The following is a 20,654-nucleotide window of genomic DNA, read 5'->3' on the forward strand; positions in this document are numbered from 1 at the left end:
TCGCGCATCCCACGCCATGTACGAACCCTAATCCTTTTGAGACAACCTCTTCTTTTTTAACCCTATAGAGTCGCGCTAATCTTCGAATTCGTGTTCGAAGGCGCAGCCTTCTTGCTCGTCGGGAGCGGCCCGAACAGAAGCCAGTGCCACTTCCATCTCGCGCTCAGAGAGACGATCAGCCAAGGAAGAAGAAGGGCAATGAGGAAGCCTGTCGCCGCCCATAAATGGTAGAGAAACGAGCTTCCGCCGGTAGGCACGGTCCTATTGAAGTAGGTGACGACGGGATGGAGCAAATAGATGCCGAAGGACGTTGCTCCGATATGGAGTAGGGCACGCACCAAAGTCTTATTCCATTTGTCATAGATCCAGTGCGAGAGCTGGATCAAAGCAAGCCCCGCGGTCACGCATTGCACCTCATTCACCAATTCCAATTGTTTAGACGAAATAAGAAATTTATTGTACGCATTGAAATGATAACCGTTCATGACCATATAGATGCTGCTGCCAAGAAACAATGTCCAGAGTGCGACCCATGCCGATATTTTGCCCGCCGAGGCATTCTGCTTCCGAATCTTGATCCAACCTGCCAGCTTCAAGTAATGGATGCCGATAAACGCCCCTGCCGCAAAATAAAACAAATAGGTAAACGAATAACTGGCCGTATTGGTTAAACCGTATAATGGCACGACCTTATAGATGAATAGCCATTGGACAAGCAGCCCGATCCAGACGATATGGTTGCCAAGCGCAGGAAATTTCTTGAGCACGCTTAGCATAAGAGGCGCAAGCAGGTAGAACTGAATGATGATGACGATGAAGTACAGATGGGTGTATGTTTTGCCGATAAGAAGCTTGTCCCAGAATACTGGATCGGCGAAATAACCGATAAACGTCTTCAGATCGACGAAACCCGGACCAACCAGCTTAACGAAAGCCCAATAGAAAAACGAGAATAGAATAAAAGGTATAGCAAGCTTCGTAATGCGTTTCTTGTAAAATTGTCCCGTCGACTCCAGCGTCCACGGCTTCCCGAAATAGTTGTAGAAAAGCACGAAGCCGCTTAGGAAGATGAAGACGGGTACGGCAAACTTGGAGAACATGTTCAAAAAAACGTAGACCGGATAGAAGGAGGACGCGTGGTCGTAGCTATTCACGGCCGACGACGTGGAATGGATCATGACGACCGCCATAATGCCGATTGCCCTGACGATGTCGAGCTCGGGGAGATGCGGTTTTTTCGCTGACTGCGTTAGTGACAATGGAATCACCTTTCATTAATAGAGTGAGGATGGATAGTGTGAGTCGTGTTTGCGATTCTGCCGCTTACGTCATTATATAGCGATACCCTATTTATTCCAACATGGCAGGCAGACAAATTTGTCGTTGCCTGTTATGATAGTACACGACAACGGGGGGAATCCGGGAAGGGGTCTAATCTTATCTCATGTGGTTAACGTATTCGGTGCTTGCGGCGGTCAGCTTCGGTCTGCGCGGCATCCTGTATCATTATACAAGTCAGAAACCGCTAAACCGCAATCTGCTGTTATTCGGTACATTCACGATGGGCGCGATTATAAGCATCGCGTGCGCGCTGGTCTATTCATCCCATTGGACGGCGGGAGCGCTTGTCGGGATCCAAATGGGTGTATTCTCGTTCGGAGCGAATGCGAGCATGTTCAAGGGTTTCGCCGTAGGCAAAGCCTCGCTGGTCGCGATATTGACCGCGCTGCCCTCGGTTGTTGTCGTGCTGGCCGCGTTCGCGCTCTGGAATGAACGGCTGCATGCGATGCAGCTTATCGCCTTCGCCATTATCGTGGGCGGCATCCTGCTCGTCCGCTATTCGAACGATATCTCGCTGCGCAACCTGCAGGGAGCGCAGTGGGGTTTGCTCGCCATGCTGCTGTTCGCGGCCAATGATCTGTCGGGCAAGTGGTCGACGATTCTGGAAGCGGAGCTGTTCCCGACGCTGTCCTATATGTTCTTAACCGGGGCAAGCTGCTTCGGCATCTGGTGGCTGCGCGATCGGCAGCGGGAGCGGGCGAAGCTGCGGCAAGAACGAGTGGCGGCTGCCGTCGGGAGGAAAGCGGAGGCAGTCGCCGTTATCGCGGCAACGAATGAGAACAAGGACACGGGCTGGAGCCCGAAGCGGACGTTTCTCGTCGGACTGGCGGTCGGCATTACGAACGTCGTCGGCATGATGTTCATCGTGACGGCCTTTGATATAGGCAAGGCGGGGCTTGTGTCCGCAGTGACGGCGCTTAACGTGCTGATCGTGCTGCTGTACACGAGACTTGTCGTGAAGGAAGTATTCTCCCGGCCGGAGCTGGCAGGTATCATGCTGGCGTTCGCCGGCATTGTGCTTATGCGATTGTTCGGGGCGTAAATCTGCAACAACAAGAAGGACAGTCCAAGCTGCCGTCGATAAAGGGCGGGCTAGGGCTGTCCTTTTTGTCGTTGCATGCCGTCACGGGAATTAGCTGCGAGTCGGTACGTTCTGGCTGCCGGGACGAATGCGGACGACGCCGATCTCCGAAGCGTTAATGGCGAATGCGTTGCCGCCTTGGTTGATCGTAGCGTTAGCGCCTTGCTTCACATGGACGTTCGTCGTGCCGCTTGACCACTTCGTCGTATTCAATTGACGGGATTGTTTGCGTTGCTTGTATTTCATAGAATCACCCCCTCTCGAAGTACGAGATCCATTGCAGGCGGGGGCGTTAGCGGCCTGGCTTGGCTTCAGCTTTGAAAATCTTCACGTTAAGCGCGTTGCTTGCAAGGACATTGCCGTCTTGCGCGCTAGCGGACGCCAGTTGCTGGATATTAATGATAATGTATTGGTTTTTGCCAACGCGGTATTTGTACGTTTTCACATTCGAACGAAGCATGTACACCCTCCCTTGCAGAGCAGATCATTGCTGAACTACAGCATATGTGAAGGGCGGACTTGCCGAAGCGGCGAGTAACACCGTCGTCGGCTACATTTTTTCGGGGGAAGGAAGCTAGTGTTTCTTGTAGCGGGCCGGCGTTAAGCCGGTCATCTTCTTGAACATGCGGTGAAAATGAGGCAGGCTCTCGAATCCGCACTGCTGAGCGATCTCGGCGATTTGCGCATCCGTCCCGGCCAGCAGCTCCTTCGCGCGAATGATGCGCTTCGTCGTGACGTATTCGGTGACGTTGAGGCCGGTGAGCTTTTTGAACAGACGGGAGAAGTGCGAAGGCGTAACGGCGGCGCGAGCGGCAAGCTGGGCCAGACCAAGCTGCTCTTCCAGGTTCTCGTCGATATAGGCGAGGATATTCGTCATCCAACGCGGAGCGATGGAGGTTGCCGCCTGGAACTGCTCCGCCCTGCCCATCATGCGATTGATTAGCAGCAGCAGCTGCTGCAGTCGAATGAGTGAAGCGTGCCGATAGCCCTGCACCTTGTCAATATGCTCGCTATGGATGCTTTCAATTAGCGCTTCGATCTGCTCGCGCTCGGTCATTGTCGTTGGAAGCTTGTATCGACGTTGCCGCTGAGCCAGCTCGAAGCAGCGCATATACGAGAACGTATCGCCAAGCGTCGAGCCATGAACGAGCGTTCCGCTGAAGAAAAGGGCAGTCGACAGCTTCGGGTCGGCGGGATCGGGGAAGGAGCGGTGGATCGTATTGCCGGGAATGAGCAGCAGATCGCCGGGCTCGGCCAAGGCGAATGTTTGGTCAATGAAGAACGTACCTCTGCCGCTGTAGATGTAGACGATCTCATGCCAGTCGTGGAGATGGTCGGGAAGCTCGTTTTGCGCGCTCTTGGAGTCTCTGTAGACGTATTCGAACGGGAAGGCGGTACTGGCATCGAATTGCTTGCGATACGGATTCATGAGAGCGGATGGATACCTCCATGCTTATGTGGTCTATCAGTTAATAGATTGTATCAAATATCAAAAAAGAGTACAAATAAGCGCTTTCCGGTCATTTATTGCATTGATATTGTTATTTTATAATGGAGGAGAAAGCAGTGAATGTTGGACGATGATTCGAATCAAATACGAGGGGATTTGAGGACGATGACAACGATAATGAGCCGCAAGGTATTGCATGCAGAGCAGGCGGCGGCTGGCGTGCGGCTGGCGAATAGCAAGGTTAAAGTGCTGCAGATTGGCGAAGGCAACTTCCTGCGCGGATTCGTCGATTGGATGCTGCATGAATGCCGAAAGCAAGGATTATATGACGGCGCTGTTGCGGTGACGCAGCCGCGTCCGGGCGGCAAGCCGAAGATCGACGCATTAGCGGAGCAGGACGGCTTGTATACGCTCGTCATTCGCGGATTGGAGCGGGGGGAGCGCGTCGAGCGCACGGAAGTGATTCAAGTGTTCGGACAGGCGTTCGATCCGTATTCGAACTGGAATGCGTTCCTATCGCTGGCGGAGAGTCCGGATCTCGAAGTGGTCGTGTCGAATACGACCGAGGCGGGGCTTGTGTACCGTCCGGAAGCGCTTGTGGAGGGGCAGCCCATTCAGTCGTATCCGGGCAAGCTGACGCAGCTGTTATATCGGCGTTTTACTTATTTTGCCGGCGATCCGGGGCGGGGACTTGTCTGCTTGCCATGCGAGCTGCTGGAGCGCAACGGCGACGAGCTTCGCGATTGCGTGCTTCGGTACAGCGGCGACTGGGGTTATCCGGAGGCGTTCAAGCAATGGGTGCGCGAGCATAACCGGTTTTTGAATTCGCTTGTAGACCGAATCGTGACGGGTTATCCGGATGCCGCGCAGGCAGATGCCTGGTTCAGTGAATGGGGCTATTCCGACCCGATGTTGACGACGGCCGAGCCGTACCATTTCTGGGCGATTGAAGCGGAGCCGGAGCTGGAGAGGCTGCTGCCGCTGCGCGCGGCCGGGATGAACGTTCACTGGGTTGAAGATCTGAAGCCGTATCAGCTTCGAAAGGTGCGCATATTGAACGGGGCGCACACGCTGATGACGCCGCTTGGCTTGCTGCATGGCATCCCGCAGGTGAGAGAAGCGATGGAGCATCCCGCGCTCGGCAGGCGCGTTCGCGACACGGTAGAGAAAGAGATTATTCCGTCGCTGCCGATTGCGGCCGAGGAGCTGGCGGCTTATGCGGAAGCGGTGTATGAACGTTTTCTAAACCCGTATATTTTCCACCGGTTGGCAGATATTGCGATGAATAGCTTAAGCAAGTTCAAAGTAAGGCTCCTTCCTTCGCTGCTGCATTACGCCGACGGCGGACAGTCGTTGCCGCAAGGTTTGCTGCAAGGATTGGCGGGTTTGCTTCGTTATTACAAGATTGAGCGGGTTGACGAAGGATTTAAAGGTTATACGCTTGCCGGCGAATCTTATATGGTCCGTGACGATGCATCGCAATTGGATGCGATTGCTGCGGTGTGGAGCGAGGCGAAGTCTGGGAGCTGGCCGCTTGAGCAGACGGTTGCGCGCTTGCTTGGTCTGGGCGATATATGGGGTCGGGATTTGGCTGCGGGGCAGCCCCAGCTTGCAGCTCAGCTTGCCGAAATTATCGAAGAGATGGAGGCATAAGAGATGAATAACTGGATTCGATTGCATGAAAACGACCATGTTGTCATTGCGCTGAAGGATTATGTCAAAGGCGATACGTTGTCGCTTGAGGAGCGGGATGGGAAGCCGCAGCAACTCGTATTGCTCGATGATGTGCCTAAGGGACACAAAATATTGACCCGGCCGGCAAGCGAGGGCGGCGATATTCTGAAGTTCGGGTACTCCATCGGCAAGGCGAAGACGGATCTTGAGCCGGGCTGCTGGGTGCATACGCACAATATGGGGACGGGGCTGAAGGGCGTTCTCGATTACACGTACGAGCCGGCGGCCCGCGAAGCAACTGACAGCGTGACTGCGGTCGCTTCCCCTTATGCGGATCGTACCTTCCAAGGTTTTGTGCGCGACAATGGCGATGTCGGCATTCGCAATGAAATATGGATCATTAATACGGTAGGCTGCATTAACAAGACTTGCGAGATCGTCGCAAGAAGAGCGAGCTCGATCTATGGCAGCCGTGTCGACGGCGTATACCACTTCGCGCATCCGTTCGGTTGCTCGCAGCTCGGCGACGACCTCGTTCATACGCAGAAGCTGCTCAGCTCGCTAGTTAACCATCCGAATGCGGCGGGCGTGCTTGTCATTGGACTCGGCTGCGAAAATAACCAGATCGATTCCTTCAAGGAAGCGATTGGCGAGCATAGTCCGGAGCGGATCAAGTTCTTGAAGTCGCAGGAGGCGGAGGACGAGATCGAGGAGGCGCTGGAGCTGATCGATGAGTTGGTTGCTTATGCCGAACGGTTCAAGCGCGAGCCGGTGCCGGTATCGAAGCTGAAGCTTGGCCTTAAGTGCGGCGGCTCGGACGGCTTGTCCGGCATTACGGCGAACCCGCTTGTCGGGTCGGTGTCCGACCGGCTGATCGGCGCGGGCGGAACGGCGATTCTAACGGAAGTGCCGGAGATGTTCGGCGCGGAGACGATTCTGATGAACCGCGCGGCGGATGAGCAAGTATTCGGCGATATCGTGCATTTGATCAATGATTTCAAGCATTATTTCATGAAGCATAATCAGGAGATCTATGAGAACCCTTCGCCGGGCAATAAGGCGGGCGGCATTAGCACGCTCGAGGAGAAGTCGCTCGGCTGCACGCAGAAGGGCGGGCATGCTACCGTGATGGACGTCGTTCCTTACGGCAAACGCGTGACTCGGACGGGGCTTAATTTGCTGGAGGCGCCGGGCAACGACCTCGTCTCGGTGACGGCTTTATCCGCGGGCGGCGCGCATATCGTGCTATTCACGACAGGCAGAGGGACGCCGTTCGGCGGGCCGGTGCCGACGGTGAAGATCGCGACGAACAGCGAGCTTGCCGAGCGGAAGAAGAACTGGATCGACTTCAATGCTGGCAGGCTGCTTGAGGATAGAAGCATGGATTCGCTGACCGACGAGCTGTGGGAGCAGCTAATTAGCTTAGCGTCCGGCGAGTCGCAGACGCATAATGAGCGCAACGGATTTAAGGAGATCGCGATATTTAAAGACGGCGTTATTCTGTGATGTGATGTCGAACAACACAGCAAAAAACGGATAAAGGGGCAAGGCAACGTGAAATCAATCGTCTGTGAACAAGTGGATCGTCTGCAGGTAGTCGAGCAGGAAGAGCCGGCGCTTGGAGGCGGCGAAGCGATCGTGCGCATTCGCCGTATCGGCATATGCGGCACGGACCTGCATGCGTATAAAGGAAATCAACCTTTCTTCACCTATCCAAGAGTACTTGGGCATGAGCTGTCCGGTATCGTCGAGCAAGTCGACGATTCAAGCGGCAAAGTGAAGGCGGGCGATCAGGTGAGCATCATCCCGTACATGCATTGCGGGCATTGCATCGCTTGCCGGCGGGGCAAGACGAACTGCTGTACCGATATGAAGGTGCTTGGCGTTCATATTGACGGCGGCATGCGTGAACGAATTGCCGTCCCAGTGACGCATCTGCTCGTCGTGAACGAGCTATCGCTCGATGAAGCGGCGCTGTTAGAGCCGCTTAGCATCGGCGCTCACGCGGTACGCCGCTCTGGGCTCGGCGAGGGCGATACGGCGCTTGTCATCGGTTCCGGGCCGATCGGCCTTGGCGTCATGGCATTCGCGAAGCATCGCGGCGCGAAGGTGATCGCTATGGATATTCAGGAGGAGCGGCTGGCCTTCTGCAAGCATTGGGCGAAGGTAGATGGGACCGTGAATGCGCTGCATGACGCCAAGGCGCGTGTTGCGGAGCTGACAGACGGCGAGTATCCGACAGTCGTATTCGATGCGACTGGCAATGCGCGGTCGATGCAATCCTCGTTCGACCTCGTGTCGCATGGCGGAACGCTTGTATATGTCGGCTTGGTAAAAGCGGATCTTACGTTCAACGATCCGGACTTCCACAAACGCGAGATGACGCTGATGGGCAGCCGCAACGCGACGCCGGAAGACTTCGCGGCGGTCAAGTCCGCCCTCCAAAGCGGAAGCATCGACGCGGGCAGCTACATTACGCACCGCATCCCATTCGATGAGCTGCCAGGCCAGTTCGACGCCCTGCTGAAGCCGGAGTCGAAGGTCATTAAGGCGATGGCCGAGTTGTGATAGCATGATTAGAAAAGGCCCCTTGAGGGCCTTTTCTGCTATGGTTACAGGAATGTCAAACCTCGTATACCGTCATGCATTGGATGGAAAACACCGCTTAAGGCAGGTAACCTTGGTTAGTTGGGCTGGAGTAAGTCGGGAAATCAGACTTATTCCTGCGCGCATGTCGCGAAAGTAGCATAGTTAGAGTTGTAGTCGAAGGATAGGAGGGAAAGCTCCACTTAAGGCAGGTAACTTTGGTTGTTTGGCGAGAATAAGTCGGGAAATCCGACTTATTCCTGCTCAGTCGTGATGAAAGGAGCTCGATTAACCTACTTTCGAAGGAATAGGATGAATATCACCGCTTAAGGCAGGTAACCTTGTTTAGTTGGTCGGGAGTAAGTCGGATATTCCGACTTATTCCACGCTCTTACGGAGCACTAGATCGACGTGGCCGCGAGCTTTGCTCCGCTCTGTTTGTCCCAGTAGCTGCGAAAGCGACCGTTCTGGCCCAGCAGTTGCTCAGCCGTACCGCTCTCCACGACTTCGCCTTGCTCAATGAAGACGATATAATCGGCGTCGCGGATGGTGGATAGCCTGTGTGCGATAATGATTTTAGTGCAATGGGACGCCCATTCGCCGAGATCGCGTTGGAACGAGGCCTCCGTCTCGATGTCCAGCGCCGAGGTCGGCTCGTCCAAGATGAGCAGCGAAGCGTCACGAAGGATCGCGCGCGCAATCGACAACCGTTGCTTCTGACCGTGAGACAGCTTAACGCCGCGCTCCCCGATCTCTGAGTCGAGACCGCTAGGCAGCGTCTCGATAAACTCGTAAGCCTGCGCTAGCTTTGCCGCCCGAATCACTTCCTCGCGCGACGCTCCAGGCTTGCCGATCTCAATATTCTCGATAACAGTACCGTCGAACAAGAAAATATCTTGCGATACGAGCGCCATGCGCGACCTGATCGAAGCGATCGAGTAGTCGCCAATCGGTTCGTTGTTTAAGGTAATCGTTCCTTGACTCGGATCATAGAATCGATACAGCAGCTTGACGATCGTGCTCTTGCCTGCGCCGCTTGGCCCGACTAAGGCAAGAGAGCCTCCGGCAGGAATGGAAAAAGAAAGATTTTGCAGCGTATCCCTCCCGTTATCATATTGGAAGGACACCTGTTGGTACGATACGACAGGCGCACCGGGCGCGAGCGGTTTGCCGGAGTTCGTGTTCTCCTCCGGCATTTCCATTACCTCGAACAGACGCCGTGCGCCCGCAATCGACCGCTGCAGATTGTTCACGGTGTCAACAAGTACGGTGAACGGCTCAGCAACTTTGCCTAGCAGCGTGATGAAGGCGACGAGACCGCCAACGCCAATCTCGCCCGAAGCCATGAGCGCCGCTCCAATCCCAATGCCTGCAATATAGCCGATCTGACCCGGCAAGTCCTTGACGATGGAACGGATCGTACTAATATTTGTAAGCATGACGTTATAGGCGACGCCCTTGCGCTGAATTTCGGCCATCTTCCCATCCACGCGATCCTCCATCTGATTGGATTTCACCTCGCGAATGCCATGCAGCGTCTCGCCAATCGTGAAAAATACGTCGCGCGTTACGCGGTTTTGCAGTTCGGCCGCTTGTTTGAATTTAGATTTAAGCACAAGACTGCTTAGCAATTGAAGCGGACCGATGGCAATCGCGACAATGCCAAGGATAGGATGGACGGTTAACAAATAAATGCCGACGAACAAGAACGAGATTGGCAGCGCAATGAGCTTCTGCACATCGAAAACGATAAAATCTTTAGCAATCTCCAGATCATGATGCATGACATTCACGGAGTTCGAGCTATGATTGTTCTCATGAAAGGATAGAGGCAGACGCTGAAGATGGTTCAGAATATTGCGCCGCATCTCGTAAACAACCGATTCATTCAGTGCTGAGCGAAGCCAATTATTGACGAAAGTGAAGAGCAGTTGCAACATCGCGATAACGGAGAACGTAACGAGCAAGCCGACAAGCGAATCCCGGGCTATGTCGGGAGCCTGGTCGAACAGCCGTCTGCTCGTATCCGCGAACAGCAGTGCAGCTGCCGTTAATAATAGTTGAGAGCCTACGGCGAACGCATAATACCATTTGTACTTCGTAACAATAGAGAGCAAGCTGCGGAACGTGCTATCCTTCAGCAGAGACCATACGGACTCTCTCTTGGTGCCGCTCTTCTCTTTCGACATCGTCTTAGAACTCATAAAACCCTCCAATTCAAAGCGATTCCCAGCCGACAGCCAGCTCAACGAGCTTATCCTCTCCAATGGCAAGCTCCTTGCGGTCAAACACTTGACCGCCCAGTCGTTTGTAGAAGCCGACGGCGCTATTTTGCTCCAACACCCATAATAGGAACGAGCGATAACCATTCCGGCGAAAATAGTTCACCATCTCGCTGACAAGCCTCGATCCGATCCCTTGTCCCTGATAGCCGCTTAAGAGGTAGATGGCGTACAATTCCGCTTCATAGGCGTATTCGGGGTTTCTCGTTGCTCCTCCGCTTATGAATCCGACAAGAGAACCATCATCATTGACTGCCGCGTAGACGATGCTGTTTCGGTCCGGCTGCTCAAAGAACCGAGTCCAGTTGGCCGCCCGTGCGCCCACGTCCAGCTTAGCCAAATAATCAGCCGAGATGATGCCGTTGTAAGCCGTTCTCCAGCTGTCCACGTGAACCTGGGCAATAGCGGCAGCGTCATCGATAGTTGCTTCTCTTATAAGCAAGCAAATCGCCTCCCTTTTGTCATAATCCACCATTCGCGATCGGAGCGCCGATTCCTTCTGCGCACGCCCAAGATAAAGTATAGTTATAAATATTTATTACGTTGACAAAGGCTGTCGACGGAATTAAGATGTACTTCTGCTACCAGAATTTAGGTTGAAAAAAACAGACGGGACATGACCAGTCAGGGGGGATCTAATTGCGCGACAATCGTACCGAAGACAATGCGCATAGAGACAAAGAGGCGCCGAGCAAGACCGCTGCGGAGAGGACCAGGGAACGACGGCAAGCAGACAAAGCAGCATATAAGACCAATATGGATTTGTCGAAACGTTCCTACATATGGGCGCTGAAGTTCGTACTGCCGTTCAAGAAGAAGATTGTTTGGCTTGCGGTATGCGGGATAATAGCGGTGAGCGGAGAGACATTGACGCCCAAAATGATCCAATATGTAATTGACCATGTCGTGGTTAATCAGGATAAGTCCTTGTTTTTCGCTATAATTGCAGCGCTTACAGTCATTAACCTGCTTATGCTAATCGCCAAAAACTATCGCAATCTGCTCCAGAGAACGATCGGCGAGCTTGCCTCGCGGGATATGCAGACGGCGATATTCAAGCATTTGCGCAAGCTTGGCTTCGCCCATTACGAGCGCCATCCGGCAGGCGAGACGCTGTCGATGTTCAACTCCGAAGTCGCATCCGTTCAGAAAATATACCGCAACTTCCTGCCCGGCGTCATCGACAATCTGCTGTTCGTCGCCGTCGCGATCGCGATGCTGCTGACCATTAGCGGCTGGTTGTCGCTCGTCATGCTCCCAACCTTCGCTCTCTATTACTTATTCGGGCCTTACTTCGAGAGGAAGGCATCCCAGTATGGCCGGATGGGCGGCCAGTCGAGAATCGAGTACAACCAATCGATCTACGAAACGATATCGGGCATGAGGGAATTCAGAGCTTTCGGCTCGCAGCCTTGGTATCATGATCGCACGATCGGCAAGCATAAGAACTGGTCGTATTATTATTTGCTGGCGGCTACGTACAGTTTCGGGCGAGGCAGCTTCCGGCGGTTCACCTTCTACTTAGGCGCCGTTGCGCTGTTCGTCCTCGGCTATTATTCGCTGCAGAATAACTGGATTACGCTCGGGGGCTTTATCGCGTTCACGTTGTTGTACATGACGACGATGTTCCGGCTTACGATGCTCGTTACGATGCTGACGGAGCAGAAGCTCGTCATTCATCAGACGGTGCCCTTATTCGAATTCATGCATAAGAAGATCGAGATCGAAGATCCGGAGCAGCCGATCGAGCTGGATACGGTACGCGGCGGCTTGACGTTCGAGGACGTACGCTTCGGCTATCCGGATCAGCCGCCCGTTATTAACGGCTTCAACCTCTCGATCAAGCCGGGCGAGAAAGTAGCCTTCGTCGGGGCAAGCGGCAACGGCAAAACAACGATGTTCAAAATGATCGGACGGTTCTACGACCCGACCTCCGGCATCATTAGGCTGGACGGCGTGCCGATCAACCAGATGGCGCTCGGACAATTAAGGGAATCGGTCGGATACGTATTCCAAGAGACGTATTTGTTCGGCTCGTCGGTGAAGGAGAATATCCGGTTCGGCAAGCCGGACGCGACCGACGAGGAGGTCGTTGCCGCAGCCAAAGCCGCTTACGCGCATGATTTCATTATGCAGTTGCCCGAAGGCTACGATACGCTGGTCGGCGAGCGGGGCATGAAGCTGTCCGGCGGGCAGAAGCAGCGCATCTCGATCGCGCGCATGTTCGCGAAGCAGCCGGCTGTTATTTTGCTCGACGAGGCAACCTCCTCGCTCGATAACGTCAGCGAGGCAGAGGTGCAGCGGGCGCTCGACGAGGTGCTGGAAGGCCGGACAACGATCGCGATCGCGCATCGGCTGTCGACGGTCAAGCATTTTGACACGATTGTGGTTATTCATGAGGGTCGCGTGGCGGAAGCTGGCAGCTATGACGATCTGATCGCCCGCAGAGGCCTGCTTTATCAGCTAGAAGCCGGACAGACAGGCGAGTCCGAGGGGAGGTTAGCGCATGAAGTACGTTAAATTCATCGCATCGAACATGATGCTGCTGCGAGGAGCGTTTCTGATTGCGCTGCTCTATCTCGCCATCGAATCGGTATCCAACTATACGATCGTCTACATTCAGAAAATATTAATCGATGACGTTTTCGTGCAAGGCAACTATGAGCTGCTGCCCATCGTCATCGGCGTGTTTGCCCTTGCGGGCACGGTGTTTGCGCTTATGTTCACCGTAACAAGCCGCAGGCTCGTACGAAACGAGTTTATTGCGAGCCGCTCGCTGCTCGCCCGAATGCTGAAGCGGCTGGAGCGCGTTCCCGTCGAGAAGTTCCAGAGCGATCGTACGGGCAAATACGTCTACACGTTCACGCAGGACTTGTTCCTTACGGCGAGCGTGCTTGGCTGGCAAATTCCGCGCGGCATCCAGGAGGCATTCAATCTATGCATTCTGATGACGATTATCGGGCTGTCGAGTCCGATGCTGCTGCTCATGATTGTGGGGTTATGCGTCATCTACGTAATGATCGGCTATTACTTCACGCCGAAGCTGAAGGCGGCGGCGCGCCAGGTGGCCGAGAAGCGGGCTGCGCTGCTCGTCCAGATCGAGGAGGGCGTCGCGTCGACGCGCGAGGTAGTCGCCTATCACCGGTTGAAGTGGGAAGAGCAGCTATACTTGAAAATGTTCTCCGAGTTCTTCGACAAGGTGATGGACGAGGTCAAGCTCATCAACCGCCAAGTGCGTTACAGCGATCCGCTGAAATGGGGCATCGGTCTCCTCGTGCTCGGTTACGGAGGGCTGCAGCTCATTAATAAAGAGATGTCGGTCGGCACGTTCGTTATCCTATTCCAATTCTCGACGCAGCTGTCCGATGCGTTCTATAACTTCTTCCAATTCATTATGAGTCTGTCTTCGCAGATGGCAAACGTGGATCGCGTGCAGCGCATCTTAACGCTGGAGCAGGATGAGCCGGGCGTGAAGGGGATGGACGCGAAGATCGAGACGTTGACGTTCGAGCAGACGCACTTCCGCTACTCGCCGGAGTTGCCGGAGGTTATTCACGGCTTCAGCGCGGAGCTGCCTATCGGACGCAAGATCGCTTTCGTCGGAACGAGCGGCGGCGGCAAGTCGACGATCGCGCAGCTACTCATTCGGTTCTACGACACGACGGCAGGCAAGCTGCTGCTGAACGGGGCGGATGCGGAGCAATATGACCGAGAACAGTGGTCCAATCATGTCGCGATTGTGTTCCAAGACCCTTATATGTTCTCCGATACGATAAAGGAAAATCTGATGCTCGGCCGGGAAGTTGCCACGAATGAGGCGATCGAGGAAGCCTGCCGCATCGCCCAAATTCACGATTTCATTCTTTCGTTGCCGGAAGGCTACGACACGAACATCGGGGAGCGCGGCATCAAGCTGTCCGGGGGCCAGCGCCAGCGTATCGCGATCGCAAGAGCGATCATCGGCGATCCGCAAATTTTGGTGCTCGACGAAGCGACGTCCGCGCTCGATCTGGAGACAGAGCGGCAGCTGCTTACGGCGCTTGAAGAGCGGAGGCAGGGACTGACGACGATTATGATCGCGCATCGGCTGTCGACGATCGAGAACGCGGACATTATTTTCGTCATGGATGAAGGCTCGCTCGCCGAGACCGGCACGCATAACGAGCTGTTGGCAAGGGGACGCGTGTACCGGCAGCTGCTGACGGCGCAGCATTAGCACTTGCTATTTATTCAAAAGTAACAGAGTGGGCGCATGCGCGATGGCATGCGTCTATTTTTATTCCTACCAACCGCACAGGCAACCTGTTCATGTCTAACATAACCATATAGGGTGCTAATCACCCACGCCACTAGCGTTCCAGCTTATCACAATAAAGAGATTCGAGGAGGATGCACTTGCAGCCCAAAGGAGAGATGGAACAGCGCGTCTTGGAAGCCTACGGGAAGCTTCCTCTTGCGTTTGTTCCGAATGTCGGGCAAGAGGAACAAAGATCAATGATTTGCGCGGAAGAACCTCGAAGAATCATATTCCGACCACGCCCGGCGCGTTCGATACAGAGTTAAACGGGTTCCAGGATGCGTTCATTACCCGCATTAGCTTAACCGGCTCCGACCTGCTGTTCTCGTCTTATCTAGGCGGGAGCAATAACGATGTCGCGCTAGGCATCGCCGTGGATGCATTCGCCAATGCTTATGTAACAGGGCAGACGACGTCGACCGATTTTCCGGTCACTCCGAGCGCGTTCGATAGAACTTTGAACAGCGTGCTGCAGGATGCATTCGTCGTCAAACTAGGCGAGATTGTCGTGCCTGGTCCAACGGGGCCGCAGGGCTCTCAAGGTTTGCAAGGTCCATCCGGTCCAACCGGAGCTCAAGGACCGCAGGGCGATCCGGGAATACAAGGACCGCAGGGGCCGCGAGGTCCGAGAGGATTGCGGGGTCTTCGGGGGCGGCGTATTATCGCGAAACGAAAAAGACAGCCGAAAAAACGGAAGCCGTGCCGCTGCAAACAGCGCTGCCCGCACCGGTCGCCGCATCGGCGGCACAGGAAGCAATGCCGCGTGTGACGACCGAATGGCCGCTTCCCCAACAAGGAGGAAGCACCGCTATTTGTGCAACAACTTGGAGCATTCGGCCGTTTAATAGAGACCTAAGCTGAAGAGGGGATTACGATTTCCGGCAGCAGAGCTGGCTGGAGCAGCTATGTTGGATCTGTGCAGCAACTTTCTGAGTTTTGGATCGTTTCAGCAACCTACATTGGATAATGGCACTAACTTTTCCCGCTAGTGCCGCAAAGTCATCGTTTCTGAGCAAAGTTCATGCAGAAATCCAACATAGCTCTATAACCTCACTTCAAGCGAACGAAGTTAGTACGAATTTCCAACATAGGATGGGCGAGCCCGGCATAAAAGAGGTGGCTTAAAGTCCATTTCAACGAGGAGGAGAAACATGTTTCCGAAGAAACGACATATTCATATCGATGGATGGGGCTGGGAGGAGGACAACGACCATGCGCAAGTCAGCGTCATCGTTACGTTTCCCGATGCGTCACGCTGGCTGTGCCACTTTTATACATTGAAATGCATTCAGTCGATTCGCGAGGATATGCTGCGTACGGGCAATCGCATATTCATGTTTGCGGCTAATCCGCTCGTTATCGTAGACACGATCAGCCGCAAACATATTGAAGAGGTTGTCGATGAAAGCATCGGAGACGGTACTTTTGATCTGCTGTTTGAATATTTCGGGGCGGTATCCGAGCATGATCGGGAGCAATTGCCGGAAGGCTTCTTGCCTAGCGATGCCAAAATCGAGTCGATAGAGATTCCGAGGAGAAGTGTTGCCGACGTTCAACGGATGATGCAGCAATCCAGCGAAGCGGTAAGGCAGACGGCTAAGCAATGGATCTTCGGCGATCCGAACGCGATGGTTGAAACGTTGATGATCGGTTATATGTTCCGCCTTGAAGAGAGAGGCATAGCTGCAACATTGGAGAGGGACAAGGGACAGGAGCTTAGGGACAGATGGGAGTGGCTCTTTGCTCGCGGCTTGGATAAGGAATTCAAGAGGGATATTTATTTGGAGCAATATTTATGGCATTTATTTAGTTATGAGAGGCTGTCATTCCTTGAGAAGGAGGAAGCGGAAGAGGCGTTCCGTTCGCAGGAGAAGCAGGAATGTTACCTCTTCTACCAGAACCGCGATCATGCGCTGTACATTTCCGACGCGTCTCTTCTGACGGCAGATGACTTACGAACCGAGCAAGACATCTACGTGGTGGATCGGGATTTCAGGTGGACATATGTGCAAACCCATGAGTCCGATTTCAGACCTTACTTTTATCAGCGGTAGCGAAGAGAATGTCGAATGCTGGCAATAACATAGTTCGAAGGGACTCTTCACAAAAGGGAAGAATTTGGTAATATAGTATTACCTTTAATTGGATGGTGATGAGCAATCGTTCGGAGATAGAAGATGCCCATATACGCAGTGAACGAAGAAATTGTTGCTGTTGGAGGAATGGTGTAATGTTGCTGCAATCCCAATTCGCTATCACGGAAGACGAGCGTAGTAAGGTGAAGCAGTTGCTGAAGGCTTACCCGTCAATGAAAGCGGTAGTCGATATTTCCGCGTGGGATCATGGGGCTGACCAACTTGCTGTTTATGCCGGAAAATGCAAAGCGATCGAACGGGCGCTGGAGGCGCTGCCTTATGAAGGAAAAGAAATTTTGACCCGATGTTTTTTCGAGCAAAAGAGAGATAAGTACATTTACGAGTTCGTGCTCAAAATTCCGAAGAGCACTTACGATCTCTACAAATCGCGAGCCATCCACACCATGTCTTCCATTCTCAAAGCGGCCAACATGATTTAACCTGCCTACAACTTACATATGCCTTACGGCAATTGATCAAGCGAAAGCTTCCGTTAACAAGGAAGCTTTTTTGCTGCGTCTATAACTGAAGTTCGCCGCTAACCGTTCCTGTATTCTCTTGCATCAATGTTCTAAGGCCATCCGTGCTTCGGCTGGTCTTTTTGCCGTAAGATTTTGGGCGCTAATTAGGCGAATTTGATATCGAATTGGTACGGGGAATATACCGAAACTGAACGCGTTACAGCTTAAACTGAAACAGATCATAAAGAGGGTAAGGAGCTGGTCGCGTTGTTAGCAGACATCGTTTCAATCGCGGCCTTCTGCGGGGAGCTTGTCAGCGCGCAGGTCTATATCGGCGACGTTCCCGAACAGAAGACGATCCCTGCCTTGGCCTTTCCACCGCCGCGTATCGTGGATAGTCCTGGAACGGTAACGTCGTCGTTCCGCAAAACCTATACGCTGGTCGTGAGAATCTTTCAGGAAACCGACAGCTTGGCTTTCGCGGCTGCGGAAAGCATTGCGGACGGCATACGCTTCCCGCGCTACCGCATTCCGCTTCTCGGTGAAGGAGGTGCGGCAACTGGCGACTTCATCCGAATCGACCAGTTGGAGCTGCAGATGGCCGGCGCAGGCGAGGCAAATCTAACGCTTGTATGGAGCAGGCAGCTTAGCTACGAACGCGAGACGTATCAGAAAGTGAATCAATTAACGATTGTCGAAAGGGTGAAAAGCGATGCCTAGACCGAAAAAAAGCGATGTCCAGCAGGCAGCGCAGGCGGAAGCCGCGGCAAGCGCGGAGATCGCGGGTAAGCCGTCTGCCGATGCGGCGGAGACGCGTTATTCCGCAGCGAGCTTGCGCCGGAACTCGCTGCAACTGTTTCAAGTCAATCCCGAGGTTGTCGACGGCGCTTTGTACGGAACGGAAGCACGGGAGCTAACGATCGCGGAAGCGAAATCGCTGATCGCGGCATATTTGCAAAGGGAGGTCCACTGAGATGGCTGGAGGAACATGGATTCAAGGCGTGGAGAAGGTAAGACCGGGCTTATATATGAATTTCAAGATCGCGGCGCTGGAGCGGATCAAATCGGGCGATCGCGGTACGGTTACGATGCCGCTCGAGCTTAGCTGGGGAGCATCGCATACGTTTCTGAAGATCGAAAAGGACAGCGATGTATTGGAGCTTCTTGGTTACGACATTAACGACCCGAAGGTAACGAAGGTTCGGGAAGCGAAGAAGCGCGCGAAGACGCTGCTTATTTATAGGCTTAACGGAGGCGATAAGGCTAAGGCGACATTCGGCACGGATGCGAACGTGACGACCGTAACCGCCATACATACGGGCACAAGAGGCAACGATATTTCCGTGACGTCCGAGGACGATCCGTCCGGCGAGGCCAAGAAGCTCGTCAAGACGCTCGTCAGCGGCCGCGTCGTCCACCAGCAGCTTGTCGTCTCGGCATCCGAGCTTGCGGCCAACGCTTGGGTGAAGTTCTCGGGTACGGGCACGGTCGATAAGACGGCGGGAACTCTGCTGGTCGGCGGCACGGACGGAAAAGCGATCGGAGAGGATCATACCGCTTATTTGGAAGCGACGGAGACGCAGCATTTTGAAGTGATCGCTTATCCGTTTGAGGACGCGAGTCTTAAAATCTCCTTCATCTCGTTCATCAAGCGGATGCGCGAGGAGGAAGGCAAAAAAATTCAAGGCGTTATCGCGGGCTCGCTAAACAACGGCGCTTTCCAAAACATTGCCGATTACGAAGGCATCGTCAGCGTTGGCAATGGCGTCGTGTTGCTGGACGGCACGGCGCTCGGAACGACCGATGCGGTCGCTTGGGTGGCAGGTGCTACGGCGGGGGCATCGATCATTCAATCGAATACGTACAGCGCTTATGAAGGGGCGGTTGACGCGAACCCGCGCCTCAAGAACAGCCAAGTGATCGATGCGCTTAAGAAAGGGCAGTTCGTATTCGTCCACGACGGCGTAAAGGTTAAAGTCGAGCAGGATATCAACTCCCTCGTCTCCTATTCGCAGACGCGCAACGGCCGTTTCTCGAAGAACCGCGTCGTACGCGTATTGGACGCGATCGCCAACGACTTCGCCCGAGTAGCGAACGACAGCTATATCGGCAAGATCGACAACAACGCCGACGGGCACGCGCTGCTGAAGGCTGCCGCCAATCAATATTTGCGCGACCTGCAGGACGCCGGCGCAATCCAGAACGTTGATTTCATCAAAGATTTCGAGATCGATCCGGCACGTTCGGTCGGCGACGAGGTATATGTCAATCTGGGCGTGCAGCCGGTTGACAGCATGGAGAAATTTTTCTTTACGGTGGAGGTGCGATAATCGATGGCTAAATTTCGTGCGGACAATACGATTAACGGACGGGAGGCGAGACTTTTCATCGACAGCGATGAGATCGGCTACGCCAAATCGTTCGAGGCAACGATCGAGAAGAACAAGGTCGACGTCGCCATTCTCGGCAACCGCTGGCTCGGCAAGAAGACGACCAGTCTCAGCGGCACGGGGACGTTGACGCTGTACAAGGTGACGACGAAGTTCTCGAAGATGCTGCTTGAATATGCGACGACCGGCAAGGACGTCTATTTCACGCTGCAGGGCGTGCTCGACGATCCGGGCTCGGGACGCGGCACGGAGCGGATAACGCTGCTCAACTGCAATATCGATTCGGTGAAAATCGGCCAGTTCAACGTGGAGGCCGAAGCGCTTGAGGAGGAAATTCCGTTTACGTTCGAAGGAGCGGAGATTCCGGAAGCTTTGAAGGACGGCTTTGAATAAATAGCAGACGAAGGAGGAGCGAAGCATGACAACGGCAACAAAAACGATGGACGTGTTCATGAAAGGGAAAGCGAAGCAAGCGGTAATCGAGGAGGTCGTCGTATCGAGGCGCTACGCGGATGACGAGGGCAACCCGATTCCGTTTCAATTGAAGGCGGTCGATACGAAACGGATCGAGGACCTGCAGGACGAGTGCACGGTGCCACAGTTCAAGAAAGGCAAGAAGGTCGGCGAGGAGGTCGATTGGAAACGGTTCGCCTGCAGGCTGGCCGTCGAAACGACGATCTATCCCAACTTCCGCGACCAGGAGCTGCTAGGCAGCTACGGTATCGTTGATCCTTGCGACCTGGTGAAGGAAATATTGAACGTCGGCGGCGAGTACGCCGAGCTTATTCAAGCGGTACAGCGGGTGAACGGCTTCGATACGGACTTCGAAGAACTGGTGGACGAAGCAAAAAACTAATACGCGGTGGCGATTACCATGCGCTCATCTCCCACCGGGTGTGGCAGAAGCATCATCTTGCCCCTCAGGAGCTGTACAACATGGATGATTACCACAAAGCG

Annotated in this window: 20 protein-coding genes; 14 read left to right on the plus strand and 6 right to left on the minus strand. The window is 54.1% G+C overall.

All coding sequences use genetic code 11. The features are described 5' to 3' along the window. Positions 1-62: 62 nt before the first annotated feature. Positions 63-1,259, minus strand: a complete 1,197-nt coding sequence (locus J2T14_RS11060; RefSeq protein WP_307470731.1) for an acyltransferase — start codon at positions 1,257-1,259, stop codon at positions 63-65. 185 nt (positions 1,260-1,444) lie between these two features. On the opposite strand from J2T14_RS11060, the gene J2T14_RS11065 reads away from it, so the two are divergent. Further along, entirely contained in the window at positions 1,445-2,383 is a 939-nt protein-coding gene (locus J2T14_RS11065; protein ID WP_307470733.1) for an EamA family transporter, read from the plus strand. A 90-nt stretch (positions 2,384-2,473) separates the two neighbouring features. On the opposite strand, the gene J2T14_RS11070 is transcribed toward J2T14_RS11065, so the two are convergent. The 3 genes from J2T14_RS11070 to J2T14_RS11080 form a co-directional block, all read right to left on the minus strand. Next, positions 2,474-2,668 (minus strand): hypothetical protein, encoded by a 195-nt coding sequence (locus tag J2T14_RS11070; protein ID WP_307203119.1) that lies wholly within the window; start codon positions 2,666-2,668, stop codon positions 2,474-2,476. A 46-nt stretch (positions 2,669-2,714) separates the two neighbouring features. After that, positions 2,715-2,882 carry a hypothetical protein gene (locus tag J2T14_RS11075; protein ID WP_307470736.1) on the minus strand — a complete coding sequence of 56 codons (168 nt, stop codon included), beginning with the start codon at positions 2,880-2,882 and terminating at the stop codon, positions 2,715-2,717. Between the two features lie 114 nt (positions 2,883-2,996). After that, positions 2,997-3,851 (minus strand): AraC family transcriptional regulator, encoded by an 855-nt coding sequence (locus J2T14_RS11080; RefSeq protein ID WP_307470739.1) that lies wholly within the window; start codon positions 3,849-3,851, stop codon positions 2,997-2,999. A gap of 186 nt (positions 3,852-4,037) precedes the next feature. Between J2T14_RS11080 and J2T14_RS11085 the strand changes: the two genes are divergently transcribed. The 3 genes from J2T14_RS11085 to J2T14_RS11095 are packed head-to-tail and all read left to right on the plus strand — an operon-like array spanning position 4,038 to position 8,114. Beyond that, positions 4,038-5,525, plus strand: a complete 1,488-nt coding sequence (locus J2T14_RS11085) for a tagaturonate reductase (protein ID WP_307470743.1) — start codon at positions 4,038-4,040, stop codon at positions 5,523-5,525. A gap of 3 nt (positions 5,526-5,528) precedes the next feature. Continuing rightward, complete coding sequence (locus tag J2T14_RS11090) at positions 5,529-7,052, plus strand: UxaA family hydrolase (protein ID WP_307203110.1); 1,524 nt, start codon at positions 5,529-5,531, stop codon at positions 7,050-7,052. Between the two features lie 48 nt (positions 7,053-7,100). After that, complete coding sequence (locus J2T14_RS11095; RefSeq protein WP_307470747.1) at positions 7,101-8,114, plus strand: zinc-binding alcohol dehydrogenase family protein; 1,014 nt, start codon at positions 7,101-7,103, stop codon at positions 8,112-8,114. Between the two features lie 419 nt (positions 8,115-8,533). Here J2T14_RS11095 and J2T14_RS11100 read toward each other — a convergent pair whose 3' ends face one another. Then, positions 8,534-10,336, minus strand: a complete 1,803-nt coding sequence (locus J2T14_RS11100) for an ABC transporter ATP-binding protein (RefSeq protein ID WP_307470750.1) — start codon at positions 10,334-10,336, stop codon at positions 8,534-8,536. A gap of 13 nt (positions 10,337-10,349) precedes the next feature. Continuing rightward, positions 10,350-10,856 carry a GNAT family N-acetyltransferase gene (locus tag J2T14_RS11105; RefSeq protein WP_307470752.1) on the minus strand — a complete coding sequence of 169 codons (507 nt, stop codon included), beginning with the start codon at positions 10,854-10,856 and terminating at the stop codon, positions 10,350-10,352. A 197-nt stretch (positions 10,857-11,053) separates the two neighbouring features. On the opposite strand from J2T14_RS11105, the gene J2T14_RS11110 reads away from it, so the two are divergent. The 10 genes from J2T14_RS11110 to J2T14_RS11155 all read left to right on the plus strand — a co-directional run bounded on the left by J2T14_RS11110 (position 11,054) and on the right by J2T14_RS11155 (position 20,553). Beyond that, entirely contained in the window at positions 11,054-12,934 is a 1,881-nt protein-coding gene (locus tag J2T14_RS11110) for an ABC transporter ATP-binding protein (protein ID WP_307470755.1), read from the plus strand. Then, entirely contained in the window at positions 12,921-14,630 is a 1,710-nt protein-coding gene (locus tag J2T14_RS11115) for an ABC transporter ATP-binding protein (RefSeq protein ID WP_307470758.1), read from the plus strand. The genes J2T14_RS11110 and J2T14_RS11115 overlap by 14 nt, the downstream gene beginning before the upstream one ends. 283 nt (positions 14,631-14,913) lie before the next feature. Beyond that, positions 14,914-15,480, plus strand: coding sequence for an SBBP repeat-containing protein (locus tag J2T14_RS11120; RefSeq protein WP_307470760.1), 567 nt, complete (start codon positions 14,914-14,916; stop codon positions 15,478-15,480). A 382-nt stretch (positions 15,481-15,862) separates the two neighbouring features. Next, positions 15,863-16,765 (plus strand): DUF4275 family protein, encoded by a 903-nt coding sequence (locus J2T14_RS11125; protein WP_307470763.1) that lies wholly within the window; start codon positions 15,863-15,865, stop codon positions 16,763-16,765. A 176-nt stretch (positions 16,766-16,941) separates the two neighbouring features. After that, complete coding sequence (locus J2T14_RS11130) at positions 16,942-17,286, plus strand: hypothetical protein (protein WP_307203093.1); 345 nt, start codon at positions 16,942-16,944, stop codon at positions 17,284-17,286. A gap of 288 nt (positions 17,287-17,574) precedes the next feature. Next, complete coding sequence (locus J2T14_RS11135; protein ID WP_307203091.1) at positions 17,575-18,027, plus strand: phage portal protein; 453 nt, start codon at positions 17,575-17,577, stop codon at positions 18,025-18,027. After that, complete coding sequence (locus J2T14_RS11140) at positions 18,020-18,280, plus strand: hypothetical protein (RefSeq protein WP_307203089.1); 261 nt, start codon at positions 18,020-18,022, stop codon at positions 18,278-18,280. The genes J2T14_RS11135 and J2T14_RS11140 overlap by 8 nt, the downstream gene beginning before the upstream one ends. Before the next feature lies 1 nt (position 18,281). Continuing rightward, complete coding sequence (locus J2T14_RS11145) at positions 18,282-19,637, plus strand: phage tail sheath family protein (protein ID WP_307203087.1); 1,356 nt, start codon at positions 18,282-18,284, stop codon at positions 19,635-19,637. A gap of 3 nt (positions 19,638-19,640) precedes the next feature. Continuing rightward, positions 19,641-20,090 carry a phage tail tube protein gene (locus J2T14_RS11150; protein WP_307203085.1) on the plus strand — a complete coding sequence of 150 codons (450 nt, stop codon included), beginning with the start codon at positions 19,641-19,643 and terminating at the stop codon, positions 20,088-20,090. A 25-nt stretch (positions 20,091-20,115) separates the two neighbouring features. After that, on the plus strand, positions 20,116-20,553 hold the full coding sequence (locus J2T14_RS11155) for a phage tail assembly chaperone (protein ID WP_307203083.1): 438 nt from the start codon (positions 20,116-20,118) through the stop codon (positions 20,551-20,553). Positions 20,554-20,654: the final 101 nt, after the last annotated feature.

Source organism: Paenibacillus harenae (assembly GCF_030812415.1).
Taxonomy (GTDB): Bacteria; Bacillota; Bacilli; order Paenibacillales; family Paenibacillaceae; genus Pristimantibacillus; species Pristimantibacillus harenae_A.

Excerpts from the sequence above, each read along its gene's own strand:
- J2T14_RS11085 (WP_307470743.1), top strand. The coding sequence starts at position 4,038 with ATGACAACGATAATGAGCCGCAAGGTATTGCATGCAGAGCAGGCGGCG.
- J2T14_RS11100 (WP_307470750.1), bottom strand. The coding sequence starts at position 10,336 with ATGAGTTCTAAGACGATGTCGAAAGAGAAGAGCGGCACCAAGAGAGAG.
- J2T14_RS11155 (WP_307203083.1), top strand. The coding sequence starts at position 20,116 with ATGACAACGGCAACAAAAACGATGGACGTGTTCATGAAAGGGAAAGCG.
- J2T14_RS11125 (WP_307470763.1), top strand. The coding sequence starts at position 15,863 with ATGTTTCCGAAGAAACGACATATTCATATCGATGGATGGGGCTGGGAG.
- J2T14_RS11130 (WP_307203093.1), top strand. The coding sequence starts at position 16,942 with ATGTTGCTGCAATCCCAATTCGCTATCACGGAAGACGAGCGTAGTAAG.
- J2T14_RS11150 (WP_307203085.1), top strand. The coding sequence starts at position 19,641 with ATGGCTAAATTTCGTGCGGACAATACGATTAACGGACGGGAGGCGAGA.
- J2T14_RS11070 (WP_307203119.1), bottom strand. The coding sequence starts at position 2,668 with ATGAAATACAAGCAACGCAAACAATCCCGTCAATTGAATACGACGAAG.
- J2T14_RS11075 (WP_307470736.1), bottom strand. The coding sequence starts at position 2,882 with ATGCTTCGTTCGAATGTGAAAACGTACAAATACCGCGTTGGCAAAAAC.
- J2T14_RS11080 (WP_307470739.1), bottom strand. The coding sequence starts at position 3,851 with ATGAATCCGTATCGCAAGCAATTCGATGCCAGTACCGCCTTCCCGTTC.
- J2T14_RS11115 (WP_307470758.1), top strand. The coding sequence starts at position 12,921 with ATGAAGTACGTTAAATTCATCGCATCGAACATGATGCTGCTGCGAGGA.
- J2T14_RS11090 (WP_307203110.1), top strand. The coding sequence starts at position 5,529 with ATGAATAACTGGATTCGATTGCATGAAAACGACCATGTTGTCATTGCG.
- J2T14_RS11140 (WP_307203089.1), top strand. The coding sequence starts at position 18,020 with ATGCCTAGACCGAAAAAAAGCGATGTCCAGCAGGCAGCGCAGGCGGAA.
- J2T14_RS11145 (WP_307203087.1), top strand. The coding sequence starts at position 18,282 with ATGGCTGGAGGAACATGGATTCAAGGCGTGGAGAAGGTAAGACCGGGC.
- J2T14_RS11065 (WP_307470733.1), top strand. The coding sequence starts at position 1,445 with ATGTGGTTAACGTATTCGGTGCTTGCGGCGGTCAGCTTCGGTCTGCGC.